The following is a 15,491-nucleotide window of genomic DNA, read 5'->3' on the forward strand; positions in this document are numbered from 1 at the left end:
TTAGACGCCAACCCTGTAGGAGCGTGGCTTGTCCCGCGATCGGCGGGGAACCCGTCGTGAAACCTGCGACGAAGGTCAGAATGACACACCGCATTGGCCTGGGTTGCTGCCGGTTCCCGGCAGATCGCGGGACAAGCCACGCTCCTACAGTTGATCTGCGTGTGAATGATTTAAGAGGACAGTTTTAATGGCTTTAGCAATTTTCGATCTGGACGAAACCCTGATCCACGGTGACTGTTCAAGCCTGTGGAGCGAGCAGATGGGGCGTTTGGGCTGGGTCGATCCCGAGTGGTTCATGAAGAAGGACCACGAACTGATGGAAGCCTACGGAAAGGGCGAACTGGCCATGGAAGACTACATGGCGTTCAGCCTGGACCCGATGGTCGGGCGCACGCCGGAGGAAGTGGATTTTCTGGTGGGGCCGTGGGTTGAGGATTACATCGAGCCGATCATTTTCAGCGACGCGACCAAGGCCATCGCCGAACACCGCGCCGCCGGGGATCGCATCCTGATCATCTCGGCGTCGGGGGTGCATCTGGTCAAGCCCATTGCCGAGCGCATCGGCGTTGATGAAGTGCTGGCCATTGATCTGGACGTCGCCCATGGCGTCTACACAGGTAAAACCAGCGGCGTGCTCACCTACCGCGAAGGCAAGATCACCCGCTTGATGGCGTGGCTGGATCAGGAAGGCGAGAACCTTGAGGGGGCGAGTTTCTATTCGGACTCACGCAATGACCTGCCGCTGCTGCAGAAGGTCGACTTTCCCCATGCGGTGAACCCGGACCCGGCGCTGCGTGAAGCAGCAGAAAACGCGGGATGGCCGATTCACCACTGGAAGTAATCCATTCGCCCGCCCAAGGCATTCACGTTGTGGGATCAAATCCATTCGCGACACGGAAGGACAGCCGACACGCCTCGTCGACTGAAATATCCTTCGCGAATGAGTTTGCTTTCAGCAGCTACCCCCGAATTCGACATAAGCCCTTAGGTACTGATCATTTCTTCTATCAGAACTGTCATTTGTGACAGTAGCCAACTCTCATGACGCGGCGCCTAATGACGCCTGCCTTCACTGACAGGAGTCAACGAAATGTCTAGCACCCCGCCCAGCTCCGCCACTGATAGCCGCCTGAAGCGAACCGGAACTGCAACGGCCAACTATGAAGTGGAAATCTTCGATGGCAGCACTTCCATCGGCAAAACCACTGCAAACGCCAGTGGAGTGTGGACCCTGCCAATCACCGACCTCACGGTCGGCGCCCACGCCTTAAAAGCACAGCTTCTAAACGGCCATGGAGAAGAGTCGACGGTGTACAGCTTCACCATCCTTGCATTGGCTGCACCGACCATCACCAGTGTCAAGGACTCGAGGGGCGTTGAAATTCCGCAAGGTGATTCCACCCTCGATACCAGCGTAACCATCACCGGCACTGCAGCGGCCAATGAAGACATTGAGATCTTCGATGGCGCTGCGTCAAAAGGTACGGCGAGCACTGATGCCAGTGGCGTCTGGACCAGGACACTCACCAACCAAGCTATTGGGGGCCATGCAATCAAGGCCAGGGCCCTTTACGGCAACGAACAAGAGTCGGCAGTGCGGACATTCACGATCGCTGCTCCTCTGGACTTCAATGTCTCCCCGGTTGCGCTGCAAGCCACGCTCTACATGATCTGGAGAAATCCGGGAGCCCCTGCGCTGCCGACCTTTCCGGCCGGATCCACGATTACTCGCACCGCCTCCGGTGGCCAGCCGCCTTATACCTACAGTTCGTCCAACGACAGCGTGGCTAATGTGACCAGTGATGGACTCGTCAGCCCTCGCGGCAACGGGGCCGCCACGATCACGGTGAGAGACAACACAGGGCAATCAAAAAACTACACCGTGACGGTCAGTAATGTCTGGACGGTGGAATACATTGGCTCTTTTATCCACCGAGGAGCCGTGGAGTATCAACGGCCAGGCGGGCATCTGTCCGATACGGGGGAACTGGGCAGGATTGGCGATCAACATCGGGGCCACTGGCCGGCAGGCATTCCCAATGGCTGGTACTGGTCAAACGAACGTCAACCAGGACTTTTTGAAGAGTACTGGGCCAAGAGTACGTCCGATGGAGCGGTGCAGGTATTCCTGGCGGCCACAGCTGTCGATACGTTTTCTGTCTACCCAAGAAACCCCTGAAGCCGCACAGGCCGTTTGCTGCGGTGATCTTTCGGCACCGCAACAGACGACCCGTATCGTCAGCGGTCAGACCAGGCTTTCGTTGATCACCAGCACGACTTTGCCCGACACCTGATTGGTCGCCAGCTCCGCGTAGGCCGCTTCCGCTTCACTGATCGGAAAGCTGCGCGCCAGTTGTGGCTTCAAGCGGCCTTCGGTGAACAGCGGCATGACGTGTTGGCCCAGGTCGCTGAGCAGGTCGGCCTTGAACGGGTCGTCGCGGCTGCGCAGGGTCGAGCCGAGGATATGGATGCGCTTGCCCAGCACCTGAGCGAGGTCCAGCTCGGACTTGCTTCCGCCCATCAGCCCGATCAGCACCAGACGACCGTCAACGCCAAGCACCTTGAGGTTCAGCGCCGCGTAGTTGGCGCCCACCGGGTCAAGGATGACGTTGAACGGCGCAAAGTCGTTCAGCGCGTCGAGGTTCTCATTGCGCAGCACACCGCCCTGGGCGCCGAGGGATTCGCAATACGCCAGCCGCTCCGCCGAGCCCACGGTGACCCAGACCGGGTTGCCGAAGGCCTTGCACAGCTGAATGGCAGCTGAACCAACTCCACTTGCTCCGGCGTGCAGCAACACTTTTTCGCCGGGCTGGAGACCGGCCAGCTGAAACAGGTTGAGCCAGGCGGTGGCGTACACCTCGGGTATCGCCGCTGCTTCGTGCAGCGAAATCCCCTCGGGCACCGGTAGCACATGCCGCGCGTCGACCACGACTTCTTCGGCCATCGCCCCGCCCGCAACGAGCGCACACACGCGGTCGCCGACTTCCCAGGCGCAGCCCGGGCCAACCTCGGCAATCACCCCTGAACATTCCATGCCGAGGATTTCCGTCACACCCGGCGGTGGCGGGTAATGCCCCGAGCGTTGCAGCAAATCGGCACGATTAAGTCCGGCGGCTGCCACCTGGATGCGGACTTGTCCTACATCCAGCGTCGGCGATGGCTCATCAACCCATTCCACACGACCTTCCACGCCTTGCAATGCTTTCACGGTGCCTCCATAGTGAGTCTTGACTGAGCCCATGTGCCTCACGGCCACTGGGCTTTTTGCATTATGCGACCGTGTTCTGACCGAACCGGCGACCTCCAAAGACGGCCTAATATGCGTTATCAATTGTCCCCGCGTCGAATCAGCATGAAGCATTTTTTACCCAGCACCACCCTTGCATTACTCATTGGCCTGACTGTCCTGCCAATGTCGGCCAGTTCGTTTGCTGCCAACAGCTGGGATAATCTTCAACCTGATCGCGATGAAGTCATCGCCAGTCTGAATGTCGTGGAGCTGCTCAAGCGCCACCATTACAGCAAGCCGCCGCTGGACGACAAGCGTTCGGAAATCATCTATCAGAGCTACCTGAAACTCCTCGATCCTGCGCGCAGCTACTTCCTCGCCAGTGACATCGCCGAGTTCGACAAGTGGCGTTTCCAGTTCGACGACTTCCTCAAGAGCGGCGACCTGGCCCCAGGCTTTACTATCTATAAGCGTTATCTGGACCGCATCAAGTCGCGTCTGGATTTCGCGCTTGCGCAGCTGAGCAAGGGCGTCGACAAGATCGACCTGAACACCCAGGAAACCTTGCTGGTTGATCGCAAGGACGCGCCATGGGCCAAGAACGAAGCCGAGCTCGACGACCTCTGGCGCAAGCGCGTCAAGGACGAGGTTCTGCGCTTGAAGATCGCCGGCAAAGACCCCGCGAAGATTCAGGAAACCCTGACCAAGCGCTACAAGAACCAACTCGCGCGCCTGAGCCAGACCCGCAGCGAGGACGTGTTCCAGGCTTACCTGAATACCTTCGCGATGTCCTACGATCCGCACACCAACTACCTGTCACCTGACAGTGCGGAAAACTTCGACATCAACATGAGCCTGTCCCTGGAAGGGATCGGCGCTGTCCTGCAGAGCGACAACGACAACGTCAAGATCGTGCGCCTGGTGCCGGCCGGCCCTGCCGCCAAGACCAAGCAAGTGGCCACCGCCGACAAGATCATCGGCGTTGCCCAGGGCGACAAAGAGATGGTCGATGTGATCGGCTGGCGCCTGGATGAAGTGGTCAAACTGATCCGCGGTCCGAAGGGTTCGGTCGTGCGCCTGGAAATCGTCCCGGCCAGCAATGCGCCAAGCGACCAGACCACCAAAATCGTCTCGATCACCCGCGAAGCCGTGAAGCTCGAAGAGCAAGCGGCGAAGAAGTCGATCCTGCACCTGAACCAGGACGGCAAGGATTACAAGCTGGGCGTCATCGAGATCCCCGCTTTCTACCTGGACTTCAAGGCCTACCGCGCCGGCGATCCCGAGTACAAGAGCACCACCCGCGACGTCAAGAAACTGCTGACCGAATTGCAGTCCGAGAAAGTCGACGGCGTGGTCATCGACCTGCGTAACAACGGTGGCGGTTCGTTGCAGGAAGCCACCGAGCTGACCAGTCTGTTCATCGACAAAGGCCCGACCGTTCTGGTGCGTAACGCCGACGGCAAGGTCGATGTGCTGGAAGACGAAAACAGCGGTGCGTTCTACAAAGGCCCGATGGCGTTGTTGGTCAACCGCCTCTCGGCCTCGGCTTCGGAGATTTTCGCCGGCGCCATGCAGGATTATCACCGCGCGCTGATCATCGGCGGCCAGACCTTCGGTAAAGGCACCGTGCAGACCATTCAGCCGCTGAACCATGGCGAGCTGAAACTGACGCTGGCCAAGTTCTACCGTGTTTCCGGTCAGAGCACCCAGCACCAGGGCGTACTGCCGGACATCGCCTACCCGTCGATCATCGACACCAAGGAAATCGGCGAAAGCGCACTGCCTGAAGCGATGACTTACGACACCATCAAGCCGGCGATCAAGCCTGCGGTGGATCCGTTCAAACCGTTCCTCGCCCAGCTGCAATCGCGTCATGACGTGCGTTCGGCCAAGGACGCCGAGTTTGTCTTCATCGAAGAGAAACTGGCGCTGGCGAAGAAGCTGATGAGCGAAAAGACCGTCAGCCTCAACGAAGCCGAGCGCCGCAAGCAACACGCCGACATCGAGAGCAAGCAGCTGGCGATGGAGAACGTGCGTCGCAAGGCCAAAGGCGAAGAGCCGCTCAAAGAGCTGAAGAAGGAAGACGAAGACGCGCTGCCTTCGGACGACGACAAGACCAAACCCGAGGATGACGCCTACCTGGCTGAAACCGGGCGCATCTTGCTCGATTATCTGGGCTTGAGCGGTTCGGTGGCGAAAAAGTAAAACGCCATGAGACGTGACGAAATGATGGCAATTCGTCATCAAACAGTCATGAAGCTGTCGTGAAATAGCGGGGCTCGACGCCACAGGCGTCCAGCCCCTTTTTCTTGCCCCGAGATTGCCATGACCGTGACTGAGCAGCTGGGCGCTTTGAGTTCGATCCTGACTCACGGCGACTTGCACAGCCTGTTCCAACCGATTGTGTCGCTATCGGATCGGCGCATTCTCGGCTACGAAGCCCTGACTCGCGGTCCTTCCAACAGCGCGCTGCATTCCCCCATCAGCCTGTTCGCCGTAGCCCGCCAGGCCGGGCGCCTGAGCGAACTGGAACTGGCCTGCCGCGAGTCGGCTTGCCGTCGCTTCAGCCAACAGAAGCTGGACGGCAAGCTGTTTCTCAACATATCGCCGGAGTCCCTGCTGGAAGCCTCGCACCCGCCGGGGCGCACCTTGCAGCTGTTGCAGCGCTACGGCATACCGCCGAGCCGCGTGGTCATCGAACTGACCGAGCAGACCCCGACCGATGACTTTGGCCTACTCTACAACGCGCTGTATCACTACCGCGATATGGGCTTCTCCATCGCCCTGGATGATTTGGGCGCAGGGTATTCGAGCCTGCGGCTGTGGTCCGAGCTGCGCCCGGATTACGTGAAGATCGACCGGCACTTCATCGACGGCATTCATCAGGACGCGGTCAAGCGCGAGTTTGTGGGCTCCATGCTGCAGATGGCCAAAGCGTCGCGGGCGCTGGTGATCGCTGAAGGCATCGAGTTGCAGGAAGAGCTGGCGGTCTTGATCGACATGGGCGTCGAACTGGTTCAGGGCTATTTGCTGTGCCGTCCGCAGGAGTTTCCGCCCCGTGACGCTCGCGCCCTGCTGCCGAAAATCGACCCGGCCGCTGCGACCCTGACGGAGGAAACCAGCGACCTCAGCGCCCTCCTCAACGAGCTGCCGGCGGTGGTGCAGACCACGCCCACCGCAACGGTGCTGGAGGCGTTTCGCAAGCAGGCCAATCTCAACTCCCTGGCGGTGCTGGATGATCAGCATCAGCCGATCGGCATCGTCCACCGCCACTCGCTGTCGGACGTGCTGCTGCAGCCCTTCGCCACCGAACTGTATGCGCGCAAGCCCATTAGTCGTCTGATGAGCGACGACTTTCTGGCCGTCGAGCTGAGCCAGTCGCTGCAGCAGGTCAGCCGGCTGATCACCAGCCGCGCGCGGCAACGCATCGAAGAAGATTTCATCATCATGCAGAACGGCCTCTACCTTGGGCTGGGCCGGGTGATCGATGTACTGAAGCTGATTACCGAAGTGAAGATCCAGCAGGCGCGCTACGCCAACCCGCTGACCCTGCTGCCGGGCAACGTCCCGATCCAGCAATGCCTGACCCGACTGTTGCAGCAGGGTCGCGAGTCGATGATCTGCTACGTGGACATCGACAGCTTCAAGCCCTTCAACGACATCTACGGCTACGGGCGCGGCGACGAGGTTCTGCTGTGTCTGGCGCATTGCCTGAACGACCGGATTGACCCGAGCCGCGACTTTGTCGGCCACATCGGCGGCGACGATTTCCTGATGGTGCTGGGCTCGGACGACTGGCGCAAACGCCTGAACATGTTATTGGAAGATTTCCAGAACCAGTGCCGACGCTTCTACCGCGCCGAGCATCTGGAGGCTGGCTGCTTCGTCGCGCTCAACCGCCAGGGCCAACGCCAGGAATTCCCGCTGCTGTCGCTGTCCATCGGCGTCGTGCACCTGCACCCGGAGGTGTGCACAACCCTCGACGCCAGCCAGCTTGCCGAACTGGCGTCTCAGGCCAAGCATCACGCCAAAGAAGTGATTGGCGCGAGCGTGCATGTGATCAATACCCGAGAGGCGGAGGTGATGGCGACGTTGAATCAGGCGGTTTTGGGGTAACCGACGGGTTCGCCAGCAAGCTGCTTCTATGGATTTGCGGAGGCATGCAAATCCGCAGCAGCAACGATTTCCTTACCGGCCTTGCGGTGGCCAGACCAAAGCAAGGGTTGCTAGCTCACCCTCCATCCGTAGGAGCCAGCTTGCTGGCGAATGCAACGGACTGTTACTGATACATCCACTGACAGAACGCGTGCCTCCACCCAGCCCCCTCATTCCACGGAGGTCTTCCACACTCACGTCATATTTTGAACCCTAGCGCGGACGCAAAGGAGACTGCATCGCACTAGCCTTCCGGCACTTTCGCCAGACAGGAGGGCTGAATCCCGTGTCGAAGATCTATCACGCAGGAAGGTTGCGGACCGGACGCTATTCCCAGTCGGGGCAAATCTACCTCATCACGACGGTGACCCATCAACGGCAGTGCTTCTTTGGAAACTGGCAAATGGGCCGACTGCTCGTACAGCAGTTTCGCGACGCACAGGCGCAAGGCCTTGCGAACTCGCTGGCCTGGGTTGTGATGCCGGATCACTTTCACTGGCTTGTGGAGCTGGGCGACTGTGATTTGGAAAAGCTGGTGTTGGGGGTGAAATCGCACACTGCTCGAAACGTGAACAAATCCCTCGGCCGGTCGGGTCGATTCTGGCAGCGGGGATTTCACGATCGGGCGATCCGAGATGAAGAAAATCTGCAGAGTGTCGCCCGATACATCGTTGCAAACCCCATCCGCGCGGGGCTGGTGAGGCGCGTGCAGGATTATCCGCTGTGGGATGCCGCATGGGTTTGACGCGCTGATTGTTGCGCGCGGGCTTTAGGCTAGCGAGGGTCGGGCCACGACCGATAACATCGGGCCCGACCTCAATCCGTAGGAGCCGGCTTGCTGGCGAATGCATTGTGTCAGGCACATTCATATCGGCTGACGGATCGCGGTTCGCCAGCAAGCCGGCTCCTACCAATTCGCGTTCGCCTTTGGATTCGTGGCGTCGGTGCGTGCGTGTGTTAATCCACGTTCGGTCTTGGATCGCGGCGTCGGTGCGCGAATGTTGAGTTCAGCTCGCATGCACGGCCGGGGTGGGATATTCGACGAGGCGTATGACGGTCGCGGCATTACCCATGAAAGCTGGCCCGACCTCAACCCGTAGGAGCCGGCTTGCTGGCGAATGCGTTGTGTCAGGCACATTCATATCGGCTGACGGATCGCGGTTCGCCAGCAAGCCGGCTCCCAATTCGCGTCTGCATTTGGATTCCGCCAAGTCGTTAATCCACGCCCTGCTTTGGATTCGCCAGGCGCCATGATTGTCATCCGCCTCCAGATCGGATTGCTTGGAACACGATCCAAGACCTACTCCGGTATGCTCGGCTGCGGGTACTCAAATTCGAAGACACGGGCCACTTCCGAGGCGTGCCAGGACGCTGCAGCGATGCCGTCAGAGGGTCCGGAGAAACGGCCGAGGCGTTCGACGCATTCAAAGAACCCGGTGCGAGGCAGACGGCTGGCGCCCTGACTGATCACCAACGAACTGCGCAATGGCTGCTCGGCGCGGGCGTCGAGGGCGGCGAGGTGTTCAAGGGCGGCAGTCAGGGTTTGCATGGCGGGGGTGGGTAACTGCAACCGCTCAAGCAACGCGCGATAGGTCACCAGATGACGCTGACGACGGGCCAGGTCCAGTTCGGCGAGCAGCCCGTCCCAGTGCTGGCGACTGATGCGCACGCTCATGCCTCACCCCGCCAGCCCGCGACGCCCAGCTCCCACGCCAGACTCCGGCGAATGGCCGCGTCCAGCTCACGGGCGCCGCTCTCAATCAGGTCCAGGTAAGAAGGACTGATGCCGACCGTGCGCGCCAGTTGCGCCACTGCCAGGCCCTTGGCCTCGCGCAATGCACCCAACTGAGATAAAGAAGGCAGGTCTGCGGCGGATGAGGACTGTTCAGACTCGGCCTGGATGTGGGTAGCCGCCTCTGGCTCCGGGCCAGGCGCAACACCTGCGGCGCGCAACAGGGCCTGATACTGCGCCCATGGCAGCACCGCATATTCCGGCTCTCCATCGCGCGAAATAATCTGAAGATCCATAACGCTCCCCTGTAGGACTAAACACGCTTTTACGCAGTCTTTTTCTAAGTATGGGCGGCATCTTAACAGCGGTTGGCTACGACTTGGGTGTGGGGATCACTGCAGCACTGGCGACGGAATGGATGAGCTGCACCAACCCGCGTTCAAATCTTTTTCTCGTGCTCCAGCAGGACAGGCGTTGCCGGCAAACGCTCGACCACCGCGAGCTTCTCCGGGTTCTGCAATTCGCGCCAGGCACGGAATGCACTGAGCTCGGCTTCGAGGTGCTTCATCACCCAAGCCAGCACGGCGATGTCGTCCAGCATACCCAAGCCGGGGATCCAGTCGGGAATCGCGTCCAGTGGGCTGAGGAAATACATCAGACCGGCCACGATAGAGAGAATCGCCTTACCGCTGATAGCGCGATATTCCCCGCGCCAGTAGGCCAGGCACAGCGCTTGAAGCAGTTTCAAATCGTCTTTGATCTTGCCCAGCCGACCGCCCTCACTGGCGGTTTTACCTGCAACGGCGAACAGCAACGCGGGCAGGCGACCCGCCGCCATCAAGCGCTTGGCCATGGGCAGATAACGAATGAGATTCCAGGGTGCTTTCATATCCACTCCACGATTACCGATAAAAATCGACATTCCGGCTGACTGCGTAAGCCGCAGTCGCCTGCTGACGCGTGTGCGCGTTCCGCCCCCAAAGGTTATCCACACAAATTGTGGATAACCTTGTGAACAGACCCGCTTTTCGGGGTCGGAACGCCCGTTCTACAGGGGCCGGACTTAGATCGCGCGTTTTTTACACACATAAAAACCCGCGAAAATCGTTGACTCACTGGGGCTGTGGCGCTAGCCACAATCCAATGAGCACCGCGATGAGCGCCCCGCAGCCTCCGACAAATCCCGGGTTAAAGCCCGTTGACTGACCGACATGGGACTCTGCCCGTCCATGCCGGTTCGATGAAATAGGCCCGGAAATGAAAATGCCCCGTCGAGACGGGGCATTTCTTTCAAGCGGTAACCGGACTTACGAACGATTACTTCTTGGCGGCTGGCTTGGCCGGTTCGGCGGCCGGGGCAGCCTCTTCTTCTTCATCAGCGCCGGCGGCAGCATCATTGGCGCCTGCAGCAGCAGGGTCCTTGATGCCCAGCAGTTCGAGGTCGAAGACCAGAACCGAGTTCGCCGGGATCATTGGGCTAGGGCTCTGTGCGCCGTAGGCCAATTCGCTAGGGATGTAGAGTTTGACTTTCTCGCCGACGTGCATCAGCTGCAGACCTTCGACCCAGCCCGGGATCACGCCGCTGACCGGCAGATCAATCGGGCTGCCACGTTCAACAGAGCTGTCGAACACTTTGCCGTCAGTCAGCTTGCCTTCGTAGTGAACGGTCACGACATCAGTCGGCTTCGGTACTGGACCGTCGGCTTTCTTGATGATTTCGTATTGCAGGCCGGAAGCAGTCGTGGTGACTTCCTTACGCTTGCCGTTCTCTTCGAGGAACTTCTTGCCGGCGGCTGCCGACTCTTCGCTCATCTTGGCCATGCGCTCTTCAGCGCGCTTTTGCAGGTCGCCAAATGCTGCAACCAACTCTTCGTCTTTGAGCTTCTGCTCTTTCTTGCCAACGGCGTCTTCGATACCCAGCGCTACCGCTTTGGAATCCAGATCGTCCATGCCTTCCTGAGCCAGGCTTTTGCCCATGTTCAGGCCGATGCCGTAAGAGGCTTTCTGGGCCGGGGTTTTCAGCTCAACGGTGCTGGCTTGCTTGTCGCAGCCCGCGAGTACCAGACCGACCAGGGCAATCGCCGCTGCCAACCGATGCTGTTTCATTCTGTTTCCTTGTTCATGCGCCAATAGGGCAAACGAGTAAAGCCGCGAGCTTATCAGGCTGCCGCGATCAATGGCTACCGGCATGAGAGGGAGAAAAGGCAGATAAGTTCAGGTATCCAAAGGTTTTCTTGTTTGATCGAGAAATTCGTTCAGTTGGGGTTCAGGGGACAGCCACGGGGGGAGAGAACGGCGCTAATACACGTCGCGCACATAGCGCTTATGCTCGGTCAGACAGCGAAGCTGTTCGGCCGCCTTTTCCAGGCTGACGCCGCCCTGTTCGCTGATCACACGACGCAGCGCCTGATCGACATCCCGCGCCATCCGCGAAGCATCGCCGCAGATGTACAGGTGCGCGCCCTCCTCCAGCCAGCGCCAAAGTTCGGCGCCCTGTTCCTGTATGCGCTGTTGAACGTAGATTTTCTCTGCCTGATCCCGGGAAAACGCCAGGCTCAGCCGAGTGAGCAGGCCGTCCTGCTGCATGCCTTGAAGCTCGTCGCGGTAATAAAAGTCGGTGGCCTGATGCTGCTCGCCGAAGAACAGCCAGTTCCGGCCCCGATCGCCCCGGGCGCGCCGCTCTTGTAAAAACGCTCTGAACGGCGCCACACCGGTGCCCGGACCGATCATGATCATCGGCACATTGCCATCGCCCGGCGGGCGAAAATGCCGCGTAGGCTGCAGGAAAATCGGCACCTCGCACTCGCCCGCACGATCCGCCAGAAAGGTCGACGACACGCCTTTGCGCGATCCATAGCGCACCGCGGAAACCGTCAGGTGAACTTCATCGGGATGCGCTTTGGCGCTCGACGCGATGGAATAAAGCCGCGGCTGAAGGGGCTTGAGATGATCAAGCCATTCCTGCGCAGAGCAGGCGATGGGAAACTCGCGCAATACGTCGGCCAACTGCCGGCCCCACAGCCAGTCCTTAAGCTCGCTTTTGAAGGGTTCGGTCAGCAGGGTTTTCAGATCGTTGCTGCCGTTACGCTCGGCGATGAACGCCAAAGTGTCTGCGCCAGGTCGCGCAATCTCGAACTGCTCGGCCAGCGCCTGACACAGCGGCACGTCGCCAGCCTTCACGCCACGCACCGGTTGCTCGGCGTTCAGACCCGTAAGCTCGAGCCACTCGTTCACCAGTTCAGGGCAATTGCGCGGCCACACCCCCAACGCGTCGCCGGCTTCATAGGTCATTCCTGAACCTTCAAGGGTCAATGCCAGTTGCCGCGTGTCCTTGGCGGCGCCCTCCGCATTCAGTCGCCGGTTGAGCGACACCCTGGCGTGATGGGGCTGTGTCCGTGAAGGCTGTCGCCCAACAACCGGGGCGTTGTCAGTGATTGAAGGGGTAGGAAGATTCAGCGACAGCGCCTGCTGCAACCCGGTGAACCAGCTGTCTGCGTGGGCCTGGTATTCGCCGTCGCAATCGATTCTGGGGAGCAGTGACGAAGCGCCCAGGTGCTGCAGGCGCTGGTCGAGGTTCTTGCCGTGCTGGCAAAAACGGTCGTAACTCGAATCGCCCAGCGCCAGCACGGCATAGCGCAAAGATTCCAGACGTTCTTGCCGGGCAGCCAGTGACTGCCAGAACCGTTGCCCGTTATCGGGTGATTCGCCGTCGCCGAAGGTGCTGCTGATCAGTGCGACGTTCTGCAGTTGGTCAAGACACTCGCCGGGGAAATTGTCCATCGCCGCCACGTGAACGGGCACGCCGGCAGTCTTCAACCGGTCGCCGAACTGCCGGGCCAACGCTTCGGCATTGCCGGTTTGTGATGCCCAGAGCAGCGTCAAAAGCGGCGCCTGGTCAGGTGCTGTCTGCGTCTCGGTCTCAGCTTGGGGCAAATCAAGGAAGCGATGCCCGATCAGCTCGACCTTGCGCAAGGCGACCGCACAACACTTGAATTCGGGCTGGCGGGAGATCGGGTCGACGGCGTCGTTGGTCACGGCGTTAATCGCCAGCTTTTCGCCATACACGTCATTCCAGTGAAAGGGCGCGAAGCAGTTGCCCGGCAGCACGCGGTCGCTGATCACCGCAGGCAACACCGCCAGGCCTCGTACGGAACGGATTTCCACGCCATCGCCTTCGCGGATGCCCAGCGCAAGGGCATCGTCGGGGTGCAGCTCGACGAACGGATGGGCATTTAGCGCGTTCAGTGTCGGGACTTTCCCGGTCTTGGTCAGGGTGTGCCACTGGTGTTGCAGGCGGCCGGTGTTGAGCACCATCGGAAATGCATCGTTGGGCAGTTCAGCGGGAGGCATGTGCGGACGTGGGAAAAATACCGCTTTGCCGTTTGCGGTGGGAAAGACAATCGCCGGGCGTGCTGGTGTGCCCCGCTCGACGGGCCGCGCGTTGATCTCGCTGAGGTAGCGAATCGGATTGCGCACGCGCTCGTCATCGGGCGCGCACGGCCACTGCATCGGTTGATCCCGAAGCCGCCCATAGCTGGCGCCGCGAATGTCGTAGCCCGTGGCGGGGTTCCACGCCTGTTTGATTTCCTCGAACACTTCCTCCGCCGAGGCGTAACTGAAGGCGTCGGCGAAGCCCATTTCACAGGCGACCCTGGCGATGATCTGCCAGTCCGGCAACGCCTGGCCCGGTGCATCGACGGCTTTCTGTGTCAGGTTTAGATTGCGTTCGGAATTGATCATCACCCCTTCCGCCTCAGCCCAGAGCGCGCCCGGCAACAAGATGTCGGCGTAGCGATTGGTCTCGGTGTCGAGGAAGGCGTCCTGGGTGATGACCAGTTCGGCGGTCTTCAGGGCGTCGATGACCGTGGTGCGGTTGGCAACGCTGGCGACCGGGTTGGTGCAGATGATCCAGCAGGCCTTGATCACGCCCTCGCGCATCTGCTCGAACAGGTCGATGGTGCCGCCGCCGGGCATGTGCGGGATGCTGCCCTCCGGGATGCGCCAGAGGTCTTCGATGAAGCGGCGGTCGGCGTCTACCAACACCGAGCGCTGTCCGGGAAGTCCCGGGCCCATGTAGCCCATTTCCCTTCCGCCCATGGCATTCGGTTGCCCGGTCAGGGAAAACGGACCGCTGCCGGGCCGGCAAATCGCCCCGGTCGCCAAATGCAGATTGCACAGCGCATTGGTGTTCCAGGTGCCGTGGGTGCTCTGGTTCAGGCCCATGGTCCAGCAACTCATCCACTCGGGCGCCGCGCCGATCATCCGCGCAGCCTGACGAATGTCGGCTTCGGCCAGGCCGGTGATCTGCGCGACGTATGCGGGCGCGTACTCGGCGAGGAAGTCGGGCATAACGTCCCAGCCCTGGGTGAACGAGGCAATGAAGTCGGCATCGGTGTCGCCGTTCTTCACCAGCAAGTGCAACAGCCCATTGAGCAGCGCGAGGTCGGTGCCCGGTTTGATTTGCAGGAACAGGCCGGCCTTGTCGGCGGTGGCACTGCGCCGGGGGTCGACGACGATCAGCTTCGCCCCGGCCTTGACCCGGTCCATCATGCGCAGGAACAGGATGGGGTGACAGTCGGCCATATTGGCGCCGATCACAAAAAACAGGTCGGCCTTGTCTAAGTCATCGTAGGACCCGGGCGGGCCGTCCGCGCCCAACGAGAGCTTGTAGCCGCTGCCCGCGCTGGCCATGCACAGCCGCGAGTTGGACTCGATATTGGCCGTGCGCACGAAGCCCTTGGCGAGCTTGGTGGCCAAGTACTGCGCCTCCAGAGACATCTGCCCCGAGACGTAAAACGCCAGTGCACCGGGACCGTCGCGATCCAGAATCCCACGCAAGCGCCGGGCGGTTTCGCTGATGGCGGCGTCCATTTCCGCGCGCACTGGCTCGTGGCTGCGCTGATGGCGGATGTAGGCGGACTCCATCCGCCCCGACTCGGCAATCGCCTGGCCGCAGGTGGCGCCTTTGGTACACAGTCGGCCGAAATTGCTCGGGTGCGTCTTGTCGCCGACGACCTTGATGACCCGGTTGTCCTCGACCTGCATGACGATGCCGCAACCGACGCCACAATAAGGACACACGCTCTTTACGCTGCTGCTCGCCATATTCCGTTTCCTGAAAGCAAAAAAAGACGCCCTGTTCTCATCCGTTGGAAAACGGAGAGCACACGGCGCCTTTGTCGTGAATATGGCAATCGGCGTTGATTGCCTGTGAACAGGATATTGCAAACAGCAGGCCAGCCTGGCCGTGGAACGTGCAGCGGGCGGTTTCAGCGAAAGTTGCCCACACGATCAATGGGCGTTGAGCTTCACCGTGGGGCGCACCAGTGTAAATCGCACCCTTTTCGAGCCGGAACCGTTCGCTATGGAGGGCGA

11 protein-coding genes are annotated in these 15,491 nt (G+C 60.4%); 5 read left to right on the forward strand and 6 right to left on the reverse strand.

What is annotated here, in order from left to right; genetic code table 11:
- Positions 1-187: 187 nt before the first annotated feature.
- The gene (locus IFT99_RS09960) at positions 188-841 is read left to right on the forward strand and encodes an HAD family hydrolase (protein WP_192132027.1); all 654 of its coding nucleotides are present in this window, start codon (positions 188-190) and stop codon (positions 839-841) included.
- Between the two features lie 249 nt (positions 842-1,090).
- Positions 1,091-2,179 carry an Ig-like domain-containing protein gene (locus IFT99_RS09965; protein ID WP_192132029.1) on the forward strand — a complete coding sequence of 363 codons (1,089 nt, stop codon included), beginning with the start codon at positions 1,091-1,093 and terminating at the stop codon, positions 2,177-2,179.
- A gap of 66 nt (positions 2,180-2,245) precedes the next feature.
- On the opposite strand, the gene IFT99_RS09970 is transcribed toward IFT99_RS09965, so the two are convergent.
- Positions 2,246-3,208 (reverse strand): zinc-binding dehydrogenase, encoded by a 963-nt coding sequence (locus IFT99_RS09970; RefSeq protein ID WP_192132031.1) that lies wholly within the window; start codon positions 3,206-3,208, stop codon positions 2,246-2,248.
- 144 nt (positions 3,209-3,352) lie between these two features.
- Between IFT99_RS09970 and IFT99_RS09975 the strand changes: the two genes are divergently transcribed.
- The 3 genes from IFT99_RS09975 (at position 3,353) to IFT99_RS09985 (ending at position 8,129) form a co-directional block, all read left to right on the forward strand.
- Entirely contained in the window at positions 3,353-5,434 is a 2,082-nt protein-coding gene (locus IFT99_RS09975) for a carboxy terminal-processing peptidase (RefSeq protein WP_192132033.1), read from the forward strand.
- A gap of 120 nt (positions 5,435-5,554) precedes the next feature.
- The gene (locus IFT99_RS09980) at positions 5,555-7,345 is read left to right on the forward strand and encodes a bifunctional diguanylate cyclase/phosphodiesterase (RefSeq protein ID WP_192132034.1); all 1,791 of its coding nucleotides are present in this window, start codon (positions 5,555-5,557) and stop codon (positions 7,343-7,345) included.
- 325 nt (positions 7,346-7,670) lie between these two features.
- Entirely contained in the window at positions 7,671-8,129 is a 459-nt protein-coding gene (locus IFT99_RS09985) for an REP-associated tyrosine transposase (protein ID WP_192132036.1), read from the forward strand.
- Positions 8,130-8,684: 555 nt separating this feature from the next.
- Here IFT99_RS09985 and IFT99_RS09990 read toward each other — a convergent pair.
- From IFT99_RS09990 to IFT99_RS10010, 5 genes are all read right to left on the reverse strand, one after another.
- Positions 8,685-9,059: a hypothetical protein gene (locus tag IFT99_RS09990; protein WP_192132038.1), complete on the reverse strand. Its 375-nt coding sequence runs from the start codon at positions 9,057-9,059 to the stop codon at positions 8,685-8,687.
- Complete coding sequence (locus IFT99_RS09995; protein ID WP_192132040.1) at positions 9,056-9,412, reverse strand: helix-turn-helix domain-containing protein; 357 nt, start codon at positions 9,410-9,412, stop codon at positions 9,056-9,058. The genes IFT99_RS09990 and IFT99_RS09995 overlap by 4 nt, the downstream gene beginning before the upstream one ends.
- 143 nt (positions 9,413-9,555) lie before the next feature.
- The gene (locus IFT99_RS10000) at positions 9,556-10,005 is read right to left on the reverse strand and encodes a YkvA family protein (RefSeq protein WP_065986833.1); all 450 of its coding nucleotides are present in this window, start codon (positions 10,003-10,005) and stop codon (positions 9,556-9,558) included.
- A 428-nt stretch (positions 10,006-10,433) separates the two neighbouring features.
- Positions 10,434-11,222 carry an FKBP-type peptidyl-prolyl cis-trans isomerase gene (locus IFT99_RS10005; RefSeq protein ID WP_065986831.1) on the reverse strand — a complete coding sequence of 263 codons (789 nt, stop codon included), beginning with the start codon at positions 11,220-11,222 and terminating at the stop codon, positions 10,434-10,436.
- 192 nt (positions 11,223-11,414) lie between these two features.
- Positions 11,415-15,221 (reverse strand): bifunctional nitrate reductase/sulfite reductase flavoprotein subunit alpha, encoded by a 3,807-nt coding sequence (locus tag IFT99_RS10010; protein ID WP_192132042.1) that lies wholly within the window; start codon positions 15,219-15,221, stop codon positions 11,415-11,417.
- Between the last annotated feature and the right edge of the window lie 270 nt (positions 15,222-15,491).

Origin of the sequence: Pseudomonas sp. CFBP 8772 (assembly GCF_014841665.1) — a bacterium.
GTDB classification, from domain to species: domain Bacteria; phylum Pseudomonadota; class Gammaproteobacteria; order Pseudomonadales; family Pseudomonadaceae; genus Aquipseudomonas; species Aquipseudomonas graminis_B.